General features: G+C 36.8%; 13 protein-coding genes. 6 read left to right on the forward strand and 7 right to left on the reverse strand.

The annotated features are described in order from the left end of the window. Positions 1–111: 111 nt before the first annotated feature. The 4 genes from recR to metZ form a co-directional block, all read right to left on the reverse strand. On the reverse strand, positions 112–708 hold the full coding sequence (gene recR, locus SOI81_RS08750; RefSeq protein WP_002113756.1) for a recombination mediator RecR: 597 nt from the start codon (positions 706–708) through the stop codon (positions 112–114). A gap of 9 nt (positions 709–717) precedes the next feature. Then, positions 718–1047, reverse strand: a complete 330-nt coding sequence (locus SOI81_RS08755) for a YbaB/EbfC family nucleoid-associated protein (protein ID WP_016141121.1) — start codon at positions 1045–1047, stop codon at positions 718–720. Between the two features lie 258 nt (positions 1048–1305). Beyond that, positions 1306–1542 (reverse strand): hypothetical protein, encoded by a 237-nt coding sequence (locus SOI81_RS08760; RefSeq protein ID WP_224991829.1) that lies wholly within the window; start codon positions 1540–1542, stop codon positions 1306–1308. Positions 1543–1729: 187 nt separating this feature from the next. Beyond that, positions 1730–2917 (reverse strand): O-succinylhomoserine sulfhydrylase, encoded by a 1188-nt coding sequence (metZ, locus tag SOI81_RS08765; RefSeq protein ID WP_239975610.1) that lies wholly within the window; start codon positions 2915–2917, stop codon positions 1730–1732. 135 nt (positions 2918–3052) lie between these two features. Between metZ and SOI81_RS08770 the strand changes: the two genes are divergently transcribed. The 4 genes from SOI81_RS08770 (at position 3053) to porB (ending at position 6501) form a co-directional block, all read left to right on the forward strand. Beyond that, the gene (locus SOI81_RS08770; RefSeq protein ID WP_320540578.1) at positions 3053–4138 is read left to right on the forward strand and encodes an alpha/beta fold hydrolase; all 1086 of its coding nucleotides are present in this window, start codon (positions 3053–3055) and stop codon (positions 4136–4138) included. 299 nt (positions 4139–4437) lie between these two features. Then, on the forward strand, positions 4438–4707 hold the full coding sequence (locus tag SOI81_RS08775; RefSeq protein ID WP_002122146.1) for a YARHG domain-containing protein: 270 nt from the start codon (positions 4438–4440) through the stop codon (positions 4705–4707). A 17-nt stretch (positions 4708–4724) separates the two neighbouring features. Continuing rightward, positions 4725–5138: an HIT family protein gene (locus SOI81_RS08780; protein ID WP_320540579.1), complete on the forward strand. Its 414-nt coding sequence runs from the start codon at positions 4725–4727 to the stop codon at positions 5136–5138. 256 nt (positions 5139–5394) lie between these two features. After that, positions 5395–6501 (forward strand): porin, encoded by a 1107-nt coding sequence (porB, locus tag SOI81_RS08785; RefSeq protein ID WP_239975611.1) that lies wholly within the window; start codon positions 5395–5397, stop codon positions 6499–6501. 112 nt (positions 6502–6613) lie between these two features. Here the strand turns inward: porB and SOI81_RS08790 are convergent, their stop codons facing one another. Next, a complete protein-coding gene (locus SOI81_RS08790; protein WP_239975612.1) occupies positions 6614–7204 on the reverse strand; it encodes a YidB family protein in 591 nt (196 codons plus the stop codon). Between the two features lie 99 nt (positions 7205–7303). After that, positions 7304–7765, reverse strand: a complete 462-nt coding sequence (locus SOI81_RS08795) for a DUF6231 family protein (protein ID WP_239975613.1) — start codon at positions 7763–7765, stop codon at positions 7304–7306. 39 nt (positions 7766–7804) lie between these two features. On the opposite strand from SOI81_RS08795, the gene SOI81_RS08800 reads away from it, so the two are divergent. Beyond that, positions 7805–8674, forward strand: a complete 870-nt coding sequence (locus SOI81_RS08800; protein ID WP_320541577.1) for a DUF2797 domain-containing protein — start codon at positions 7805–7807, stop codon at positions 8672–8674. A 31-nt stretch (positions 8675–8705) separates the two neighbouring features. On the opposite strand, the gene lpxB is transcribed toward SOI81_RS08800, so the two are convergent. Next, entirely contained in the window at positions 8706–9881 is a 1176-nt protein-coding gene (lpxB, locus tag SOI81_RS08805) for a lipid-A-disaccharide synthase (RefSeq protein ID WP_239975615.1), read from the reverse strand. A 222-nt stretch (positions 9882–10103) separates the two neighbouring features. Between lpxB and SOI81_RS08810 the strand changes: the two genes are divergently transcribed. Next, a complete protein-coding gene (locus SOI81_RS08810) occupies positions 10104–12239 on the forward strand; it encodes a TonB-dependent siderophore receptor (protein ID WP_239975616.1) in 2136 nt (711 codons plus the stop codon). Positions 12240–12274 lie beyond the last annotated feature (35 nt).

Below are 12274 nucleotides of genomic sequence, written 5' to 3' on the forward strand. Positions count from 1 at the left end.
AACTTTCTACTATTATAAAAACAAAATAATATTTATGTTTAATAGTTGAATTCAATTCAGAAGTTTTTCAATTAAATTGATATTGTATTAATGAAATAAGCATCGCAATGCTTATTTCATTCTCATGCGGTTATGCACTGCCTGACTTAAGGTATGGCTATCGACATACTCGAGTTCACCACCCTGAGGTACACCCTGAGCAATACGTGTCATTTGTATTGGTAAGTGCTTAGTCGCCTCTACCAAATAATGAGCCGTTGCCTGTCCTTCTACAGTTGCATTCGTTGCCAAAATCACTTCTTCAATCGTACCTTGGCTTAAACGCTGAATCAGATAAGGAATACCAATTTCTTCAGGTCCAATACCATCTAATGGAGAAAGATGTCCACCTAAAACATGGTATTTGCCACGAAAGCTGCCGCTTTGCTCAATCGCCATCACATCTGCTGGTGATTCAACTACACACAATAATTGATCATCTCTGTCTGTTGAGGCACAAATATCACAAATTTCATGTTCAGTCAGAGAATGACAAACACTACATTCATGTATATAACTTGAAGCTTCATGTAGAGCATGAGCTAATGCAAATGCACCTTCTCGATTTTTCATCAAAAGATGTAAAGCCATACGTTGAGCCGATTTCGGACCAACGCTAGGCAATATACGTAAAGCTTGAACGAGTTGTTCAAATCTATCACTAAACACTGAATTTCCTTAGAACATGCCCGCTAAGCCAGGTGGCAAGCCCATACCAGAATTTGCTTTTTGCATTTTTTCTTCAGAAATCACTTCTGCTTGACGTACAGCATCATTAACCGCAGCAGCGATTAAGTCTTCAATCATGTCTGGCTCATCTTGAAGTAATTCTGGATTAATTTCGATACGTTTTACGATATAACGGCCAGTCATTGTTACTTTAACCAAACCACCGCCAGCTTCTGCTTGAACTTCAGTTTGAGCAAGCTCTTCTTTAGCCTTTTTTATATTTGTTTCCATATCTTTTTGCATGCGCTGCGCTTGCTGCATGAGCATATTGATATTCATAACCTTACTCCGTATCTCTATCAAATCTTTAAAGTATTATTCATTTCTGCCAATACTTTATAAAAACTTAATCTCGTTGAGCTAGCCTTATTGATCAAAATCTATATAGGCTAGTACATTGAACTCAAATTAATCCGTAATTCTGACACAATAAAGTAATGTTTTCTATCGGTATCTCTAGCTCTGTTGGACGCAGCCATATACATGACAAAAGCAAAATTAGCTGCCATTTCTTTAGGATTTAAGTGCTTTAGAGGATTATTGAGACGCCTGCAAACCATCTTTGATTGTTTGATATTCGCTTAAAGGAACTTTTTTGAAAGAGTTATTCGCTTTTTCAATAGACTCGTCTGCTTCTTGTACTGATTTCTCAGCATTGCTGATTAACAATGTCGTTTCATTTGATGCGGGGCTTTGCGTAGGTTTAGTTAATAATTTGTATCCAATGACACCAACTACCCCCACCACAACAACAATAGCAATAGGCTTAAGCATTTTAAAACTCACATTTATTTTAGTTTGATTTAAAGTCTTTATAACCTTTGCTCGGCATTACGATTTAAATAAAATGTAGTTTTTTTATTGCAATTGTAAAAATTAAGTAACTTTAGAGAAAAACCACCTCAACTCATGAGATGGCTTTTAAGCAACTAAAATAGTTTCGATAAAAATTTTAAAATAATTAAATGAGATCTAACCCACGTGAAATATCACCAATGATGTCATTAATATCTTCTAGACCTACAGATACGCGAATTAAACCTTCTTGAATACCTGCAGCTTCTTTTGCTTCAACAGAAAGTTTGCCATGTGTCGTAGTTGCCGGATGTGTAATTGTTGACTTCACATCACCTAAGTTACCGGTAATCGAAATAAACTTAGTATTATCAATAACCTTCCAAGCACCTTCACGCTCGCCTTTAACAACGAAGGATACAATCCCACCGAAACCCTTTTGCTGTTGTGCAGCAAGTTCATGACCGGCATGATTTGGTAGACCAGCATAGTAAACCTTCTCTACTTTTTCATGGTTAGATAACCATTCTGCAAGAATTTGAGCACTTTCACAGTGTGCTTTCATACGCAAGCGTAAAGTTTCCAAACCTTTTAAGAAAACCCATGCATTAAATGGACTCATTGATGGTCCAAGCGTACGAACAACACCAAAAACTTCTTCTAATAACTGATGATTACCCACAACAGCACCACCTAAAGCGCGCCCTTGCCCATCTAAATATTTGGTTGCCGAGTAAATTACAAGGTCTGCCCCGAACTTTAATGGTTGCTGCAAAACAGGTGTACAGAAACTGTTATCAACTGCAAGTAAGGCACCATTTGCATGGGCAATATCTGCAAGCGCCTGAATATCTGCGATCTCTGCTAGAGGGTTAGACGGCGACTCAACAAAAAAAAGTTTAGTTTCGGGACGTACAGCATTTTTCCATGCGTTCAAATCACATAAATCAACAAATGTAATATCTACACCAAACTTAGCAATATATTTTTCAAATAAGGCAACAACTGATCCAAAAACTGCTCTTGAGCAAATAACATGATCACCAGCTTTTAAATATGCCATAGCAACTGACAAAATCGCGCCCATTCCCGAGCTTGTTGCAACAGCTCGCTCAGCACCGTCTAAAGCTGCTAAGCGTTTTTCGAACATCGATACAGTCGGATTAGTAAAACGAGAATAGATATTTCCTTGAACCTGACCAGAAAATTTTGCTGCAGCTTCAGCTGCGTTTTCATATACAAATGATGAAGTCAAAAAAATCGGTTCGCCATGCTCACCCTCAAAACTACGAGTATGTCCGGTACGAATGGCTAAAGTATCAAGTTGGTATTCTAAATCATCAGACTGGTTCATTAAATGTGCGCCTTTACTGGTCATGTACTAAAAAACTATCATCATTTTGAGTGTCTAAGGTATTTAAGGTCAAGGTAAACCTTAAAATTATCGCTTAGACTTTATTCAACTTTAGTAAATAGTTGGTAAAGCAAGATGAAACGCTTAAAGTCCCTTGTTTCTGAACAAAGTCAAATCAAGCACCTTTCTACCCGACTATTTCATCCAAAATCATTGGTACTATCACAAAGCACTCCCTTTGAAGTGATTGGGGAGTTCAATCAAACCCGGATTCGCTATTACGCTGCGGCAAATAAACAATTTAAAGAGCCTTTAGTATTTGTGGCTCCTTTAGCCATCAATATGGCAATTTATGATTTATACCCTTATCGTTCTCTTATCAAATACTTCCAAAATGCAGGTTTTGATGTCTATTTAGTTGATTGGGGGCGTTTAAAGTTTAAAGATAGACACCTTAACTTTTTATCATTTATTAAAGATTTTATTCCTAAAGCAATAGAACTTGTTCGAGCACATTCAGGAAGTGAACAAATCTCGCTACATGGATGGAGTATGGCTGGTATATTCGTTACTTTATACACCGCCCTCAATCAACCTAAGCATGTTAAAAATCTTATTGTACTTGGTAGTCCAATAGACAGTTATGCCTCTGGTTATATTGGGAAGCTCTATCGAACCATGAATCATTTTATTGGTCGCAATAAAAAAATTCAGGACCGTGTTTATGCTGGATTACCAAAACGTTTGATTCATAGCCCAGGAATTTTAAATTCATTAGGTTTCAAAATTCTTGATCCTAAAGGTTGGTTTGATGGCCATGTTCAACTATTAAAAAATCTTGACGACCTGCAATTTGTACAAGAGCATGCTACCCTCAGTAACTTTTTAAATAATATGATTGATTATCCGGGTGGAATTAATCAGGACATGTTATTCAATGTGTGGTTACAAAATCCATTGAAACACGGCTTTATTCAGCTAAAAGATCAGAAAATTGAATTAAAAAATATAGATTGCTCTCTCTTGGTTGGTGCTGGCCGTAGTGATCAGTTGGTAACTGCTGACGCTGCATCTCCATTAAGTGAGTTGACAAGTAGCCAAGATGTTACGTTTACGCTTATCCCTGGCGGTCATTTAGGCTTAATGTCGAGTCAGGCAAGTGCTCTTGAGTTCTGGCCACAACTAGCGAAATGGCTGACCGAACGCTCAACAAAAATTTAAGGATAAGATCAGGATTCAATCTATGGAATTTATTAGTAGATCTATTTAAGTATTCTTTTTGCTCATCAATAACGATTATAAGACGTTCAACAACCATTAGATTATGGAAAAACATATAATTTTTTAGTTAAGTTTATGTTTTTATTTAATATTTTCAAGTTATTGATATCTAATAATTTTATTTATTATTTGAACAAATTATAAACCAAAATGACACTTGAGTAATTAATAGTCATTGAAATCTTGGCAATAAACCTTATATTGAGTACAGGTTCATACCTTTAACTGAGGAAAAGCTCATGAATAAATTTATGGTTGCAGTCTTTACTGGCATGGTGAGCATTGCTAGTTTAGGCGTACAAGCTGCAACACCTGAGCAAGAATGTCAAAAATTGCAAGACGATTACAATTTGATTTATGCATCAAAAGGCTTTTGTTTTAAAGATCCTGATGCAAAAGAGAAATATGGTAATGAAAACTGTCATACGACAAAACCAAAGTTTTCTGACAAAGAGCAGCAACGTCTTGACGCTATTAAAGAACGTCAGAAAGAATTGAAATGTAAATAATTTTAAAGGAATAATACATGGCATATGATGATCAAAATATCTTCGCAAAAATTTTACGCGGAGAACTTCCTGCGATAAAAGTCTATGAAGATGATCAAGTTCTAGCTTTTATGGATATTATGCCTCAAGCCGATGGTCATACATTAGTTATTCCAAAAACACCAGCCGTAACACTCTTAGATTTACCTCCTGAAGCAGCGGCATATACCATACAAATTGTCCAGAAGATTGCTAAGGCAATGGAAAAAGCACTCAATTTAGAAGGTATTGTCTTAATGCAACTTTCTGGAGCAGCGGCGGGACAAACTGTCCCCCATGTTCATTTTCACGTTATTCCAACAAATGTGCATCAACTTGGACGCCATGCTGTAGAGTTAGGTGATCAAGAAAAAATTAAAGAATTAGCGGAAAAAATTAAAGCAGCTCTTTGATTTTTCAATTATTAAAGCGGAGTTTAGACTCCGCTTTTTTTCGTTTTAAGAATTATAAAAAAAGAAAAAACTAATTTATTTCTAAATTTTAAGCGTCATAAAACTGTCATTTATTCTTCACTTCCCTGTCACAAAATTTGCCGATACTGCTTAGCAAGTTGGTGAGCTTTTGTAACTTTTTGTACACAAGTCAACTACAAAATAAATAGTTAGGCTAGGCATACGCCCTTTTTAAATACCTTTTGGAGAAATCTCAATGAAGAAATTGCTACTCGCTGCCGCAGTTGCAACTTTGAGCATAAACGCGGTGCAAGCAGCGCCAACTTTGTATGGCAAACTAAATGTTTCTATTAACCAAGTTGATAATAAAAATTTCGATGGAAAAAGTGACGTTACCGAAATTAACTCAAACTCTTCTCGTATTGGGGTTAAAGGCGAAGAGAAATTAACTGACAAATTATCTGCTGTTTATTTAGCCGAGTGGGCAATTTCTACTGATGGTTCGGGTTCTGATACTGACCTTAGCGCACGTAACCGTTTTATTGGTTTAAAAACTGAAGGTGTTGGTACATTAAAAGTTGGTAAGTATGACTCTTACTTCAAAACTGCTGCTGGCGGTAACCAAGACATCTTTAATGACGATACACGTTTAGATATTACTAATATCATGTACGGTGAAAACCGTTTAGACAATGTGATCGGTTTTGAATTAGACCCTAAATTATTAGCTGGTTTAACATTCAACATCATGGCTCAAACTGGTGAAAGCACTTCTGATAGCAAATCAGGTGAAACTGGTAAAGATAGCAAAAATGATAGTTTCGACTCTGTATCAACTGCGCTTGGCTATGAAAACAAAGATCTTGGTTTAGCAATTGCTGCCGCGGGTGACTTCGGTATTAAAGGTAAATATGCTGCTTATGGCCTAAAAGATGTCTATACAGATGCTTACCGTGTAACTGGTTCTTATGACATCGCAAAATCTGGTTTTGTGGTAGGTGCTTTATGGCAACATGCTGAACCTACTGATGACTTAACTGCATACGGTCAATCATATAAATCAGATGGTTCAATCGATAAAGCTGGTAAAGCTTACCGTGGTTTAGAGGAAGAAGCATATGCAGTAACAGCTGCTTATAAAATTCCTAACACTAAACTTAAAGTGAAAGCAGAATATGCTTCAGCTGAAACACAAGTAAGTGGTCAAGCGGATCGTAAAATCGACTTGTACGGTTTAGGTCTTGATTACCAAATCAATAAACAAGCTCGCTTCTACGGCATTGTTGCTCAACAAAAACGCGACTGGCTGAATGATGACGACAAGCAAACTGTTGTAGGTACTGGTATCGAATATAACTTCTAATCAGTTATGTTTGATTCATATCTAAAATAAAAGGGCTCATGCCCTTTTATTTTATGGTACTAAATATAAAAAAGCCGATATAAAAGTTATCGGCTTTTTTGAAGTTTATACCTTATTTTAAGAAACCACTTACAAGGTTCATAACGTTTTGGATATCTTGATTTGCTTCTTGATGATCTGTACTGTCACCCTGAGGTGTTAATGAATCAATAACCTGAGGTAAGACTGAAGCAATTGCTCCGTAAACTTGCTCTTTTGGTGCTTGGGCTTGCTCGGCAACTTGTTCAATATCGGCTGGATTAAATAAACTCTGTAATTGCTGAGTCGGAACTTCGCTATTACTTTGATTTGGATCAACCCAGCTTTGAACCTGACTTCCTAAACCCGCACCTTTCAACTTTTCTAATGCAGCCTGTAAACCACCTTGTTGCTGCACCCAACCCAAGATTAAAGGCACAACTGCAATTAATAAACTTTGTACACCGCCACCTGCTTGAGGTGTGTTGTTATTGCCAGTGACTTGTCCTAATACAGAACCTAGTACGCCTCCCAAGCCACCTTGAGTACCAGATGAATTATTACCGCCCATTTGTCCGAGTACTGAACCTAAAATTCCACCTAAACCACCTTGACCTGCTGCTTGCTGATTCCCACCTAAAGCTTGCTTAGCCAAAACTTCTACAATGTTGCTTAAATTTGTCATGTGTAACTCTTATGTATGGTTTATACATGAGCATACGCGGATTCTTGTTAAGACAGCAAAAGCCAAATTGTTAAATTTTGAAAGAGATTTAATGCTCTTTTACCAACGGAATTTATTCCAGTTTTCTGGATTTGCCCAAAATTTTGAATTAAACCAATCTGGCACATGTTTATAGGTCAAGATGTTAAATTGCCATAAAGCTAAATCACTATCATGTGAAGTTTTATCAATGAGTTGCGTAAAACCTAAAGAACGTAATAACTGTTCATCACTGCGCTTGCTCACGACAACAATGCGTTTTGCTAATAAATCTCTTAGCTTCACTAATAATTGTGATTTTTGCATATCGCTGATGTTCTGCATTTCCTCAGTATCGAACAATACAAAACCCAAATCATAACGCTGAGTAAAAGGCAGACTTAAAAGCTCAGTTACGGTAAAATAGTGCCATTGAATTGCGTTATTCTGGTCAATTTTCTGGCCAATACAAAGTGCAGTATGAATGGGCTGTTCGTTTGATAAATCGTCTAGCATAGAAGTGATGACATTTTGTTCAGCCATAACTGCAACCCTTAATTGAAAGATGTGAGTTTAAACTTTATGGAACTACAAGGCATTTGCCATAAAATGCATGCAGGCCTAAAAGATGCTAGTGTAACTGATCAACAGACAACCAAGGCAAATGTTGAATACAAATTTGTATTAGACCGTTCAGAAATTGATCTTCCTTTTAAGTTAGGACAAGAACTAGAAATCGAATGGACAGGTAATATTTATTGCACTTCATGTGGCACTAAAACACCGAAATCTTATTCTCAAGGTCACTGCTTTAAATGTTTTAAAACCAAAGCGGAATGTGACCTATGTATTATGAAACCTGAAACATGTCACTATCATTTAGGCACATGTCGTGAAGATGGTTTTGCCCATAATGTTTGTTTCCAGCCTCATATTGTATATTTGGCAAACTCTAGTGCTTTAAAAGTGGGAATTACCCGCGTTAGCCATATGCCAGGTCGTTGGTTAGATCAAGGCGCAACTCAAGCCTTACCTATTTTAAAAGTTGGATCACGCCGTTTATCTGGTCAACTTGAAACCATGTTTGGCTCTTTAATTGCTGATAAGACAGATTGGCGTAAACTTCTTAAAGGTGAAGCTGAGCCTTTAAATATGATTGAACAGCGTGATCAATTAATTGAAGAGTTTGCACCTAAAATTCAATCTATTCGTGAGGAATTCAGTCAAAACCTTGAATTTAACGAAACTGTTGAATTATTAGAAAATGAATTACCACGTGAGTTTGTTTACCCAGTTGAGCAATATCCTGAAAAAATTAAGTCTCTAAATCTGGATAAAACACCAAAAATTCGCGGTGTATTACAAGGTATTAAAGGCCAATATTTAATTTTTGACATTGGTGTTATCAACATTCGTAAATATACGGGTTACGAGCTCATCGTACGTGCATAAATAGAAAAGGCATTCATAAGAATGCCTTTTTTTATTTTTCGAGCACATTTAAGATGACTTGAACCGGATCTTCCGTATTTCCAGAAATAAGCTGTTTATGCATAGTTAAATGCTGCATCACTTGAATTTGAGCAGTTTCCACATTCATCAGTTTTTCTATTTCAGCTGCTAAATTTTCTGGTGTTGCATCGGCTTGAATAAGTTCTTCAATTACTTTTTTACCCGCAATAATATTAGGTAAAGAATAATAAGGAATTTTCACTAAAAACTTGGCAATTAAGTAAGTTAACCAATGCAATTTATAGAAAGTGACCATCGGTCGGTGCATTAACATTGCTTCTAATGTCGCCGTTCCAGATGCTAAAGCGATAATGTCACTCGCATTCATGACCATACGGCCAATTTTAGATTCACTATCCGTATTTTCTAAAATATGAATTTTTGCTTTTAACTGAGGTGCTAATTGTTCGACACCCTGTGCAATCTGTTGTTTACGAGCATCATTAATAGCGGGAATCAAAAATTGAATGTCTGGATGTCTCGTATTCAAAATATTAGCAGCACCCAGCAGCATAGGAAGAAGTCGTTCCACTTCTCCTTTTCGGCTACCTGGTAACAAAGCAATATGTTTCTGATTTTCATCAATACCTAATTGTTGTTTGGCAATTTGAATCGGATTCTCAACCGGTAATTGTTTAGCTAATGGATGTCCTACGAATGCTGCTGGAACTTCATATCGATCATAGAAGACTTTTTCAAAAGGAAATAAGCACAGTACTAAATCGATACTCTGTTTGATGCCGTGAACACGTCCTTGACGCCATGCCCAAACCGAAGGGCTCACATATTGAACAGTTTTTATTGGAAGATTCTTTTCCTTAATACTTTTTGAAAGTCTGAGGTTAAAGTCAGGTGCATCAATTCCAATAAAAATATCAACTGGGTTTTGAGTCCATTGACTGATTAGACCATCCCTCACGGCGAATAGCTTTTTTAAGTCTTTTAAGACCTCAACAATCCCCATCACAGACAGAGTTTCCATTGGGTAATAACTGTTAAAACCTTCAGCAATCATTTGAGGACCACCGATTCCCTCAAATTCGGCATCGATTCCTTGTTCTCGAAAACTACGCATAAGCTTAACGCCAAGCGTATCTCCAGAAACTTCCCCAACTACAATGCCTATTTTAAGTTTTCGATTTGCCAAGGCGAATTACCCAAGAATTTGAAATAACGCATTCTAGCATATAGGTTTCCCAATCTTGAACTCGAAAGAAATCTCGGTATTAAAAGTAATACATGGATTATTACTATCTAAAATTACATTCATCACCTACTTTTTAATCTAAATTAACAATGTTATTTGAATTGTAGCTTACATTCACAAACAATAAAATAAATGAGAATTATTTACATTATCTTTAATCCTATGAATATCCCACCTCGACCATTTAAGCTTACCGTAATCGCCTGCGCGATTTGTTATGCGAACCTCTCTTATGCTCAAGACTCAGAGGTACAAGCTTTACAGACAATTCAAATTAAAGCATCAGATGCTGAGCAGTCTTCGGAACAAACTAAAGCATATAATGTTAAAAACTCGAGTAGCGCAACCAAGCTTAATATTGAGGCTAAAGAAACTCCACAAACTATTAATGTCGTTACTCGTCAGCAAATTGAAGATTTCGGGCTTAGCAGTACCCGAGATGTTTTAAGGAACACGCCTGGGGTAACCGTATCTAATCAAGAGACCGAGCGGACTACTTATATGGCTCGTGGTTTTGAAATTTCAAATATATTAACTGACGGCGTAGGCTTTCCCCTCTCAGGTTATAACTATAGCAATACAAATCCTGATACTTATTTTTATGATCGTGTAGAAGTAGTTAAAGGAGCTGACTCTTTAACTAACGCATTTGGTGATCCAAGCGCAACAATTAACAATATTAGAAAACGCCCGACTCAAGAATTCCAAGCAAGTGGTGGTGTAAGTTATGGTTCTTGGGATACGCAGCGCTATGAAGCTGATGTTTCTGGCGCAATTATACCGAGTGGAAAAGTACGTGGCCGTATTATGGGCTATGAGCAAACTGGTGATTCTTACCTTGACCGTTATTCTTCTGAGAAAAATGGTTTCGCAGGTATTATTGAAGCTGATTTAACAGATAGCACTTTACTTACCGCAGGTTATAGCCAAGAACAAAATAAACCTAATGCAAATAATTGGGGTTCTCTGCCTTTATTAGATGCCAATGGTAAACAAATTTCATATGTTCGCTCATATAATCCAAACCCTGACTGGGCGCACTGGGATAATGAAACGCAAAATGCTTTTGTTGAATTAAAACAAAAAATTAATGACCTATGGACGGCTAAGCTAACTTACAACTATCTTGATACGAAGCATAATAGCCGTCTTCTTTATTATTATGGTTATCCAAAAGCTGACGGTTCAGGTGTTTCTCTAACTCCTTGGGGTGGTCAAGAACATCAAGAAAAACATGCCGTAGATTTTAATCTCGAAGGCAGCTACAGACTATTTAACCGAGAACATGAGGCAACTCTAGGCTATAGCTATGTACGTAATCATCAGCAAGACAAACAATCTACAGGAACAATTAACGATAATAATGTTATAAAAGCAACCACTACGGATTGGGCAAGCTGGACACCACAATCTATAACATGGTCAGATTTTACGGAAGCCGCGAACTATAAGCAGAATATTAACTCAATCTATGCGGCGACACGTTTACATCTCAATGAAGATTTAAAACTTTTACTTGGCGCAAACTATGTTCAAGCTGAAAGTAAAGGCGAAAGTTATAGCTCTCCAATGTCATATCGTGAAAGTAAAGTCTCGCCATATGTTGGACTAACCTATAACTTTACACCTGAATATACGGGTTATATGAGTTACACCTCAATTTTCCGTCCTCAAACTGGTATTGATAAAGATACCAATCAAGCTTTAAAACCTATTGAGGGTAAAAGCTATGAAATGGGTGTAAAAAGCTCATGGCTAGATGACCGCTTAACAGGAACACTTTCAGTATTTAAAACTGAACAAAATAATTACCCTCTACGTAGCTCTGATGGAAATCCACTTAATCGAAAAGTACCAACGAGTGATTTAGAATCACAAGGGGTAGAAGTCGGCTTATCAGGTCAAATCACAAATAATGTGAATCTTTCTTTCGGCTATGCTCAATTTAGTATTAAAGATATTAAGAATGGTGGCGAGGCAAGAACTTATAATCCAAACCAGACACTTAACGTGCTAACCACCTACACGCCACCAGTTTTACCAAAGCTAAAAGTTGGTGCAGGCTTACAGTGGCAAGATGGGATAAAGTTATATGATTCAAATGTTAACAGTACGATTAAACAAGATGCATATGCTTTAGTCAATCTAATGGCGAGCTATGAAGTCAACGATCATATTACGCTTCAGGCAAATGGTAATAATATTTTTGACAAAAAATATTTAAATAGTTTTCCAGATGGCCAAGCTTTTTATGGTCCTTCTGCTAACTATACAGTTGCTGTAAAGTTTAAATATTAATATCGTAGCCAATCCCAATTTAGGGATTGGCTTTA

The organism is Acinetobacter pittii (assembly GCF_034067285.1).
Lineage (GTDB): Bacteria > Pseudomonadota > Gammaproteobacteria > Pseudomonadales > Moraxellaceae > Acinetobacter > Acinetobacter pittii_E.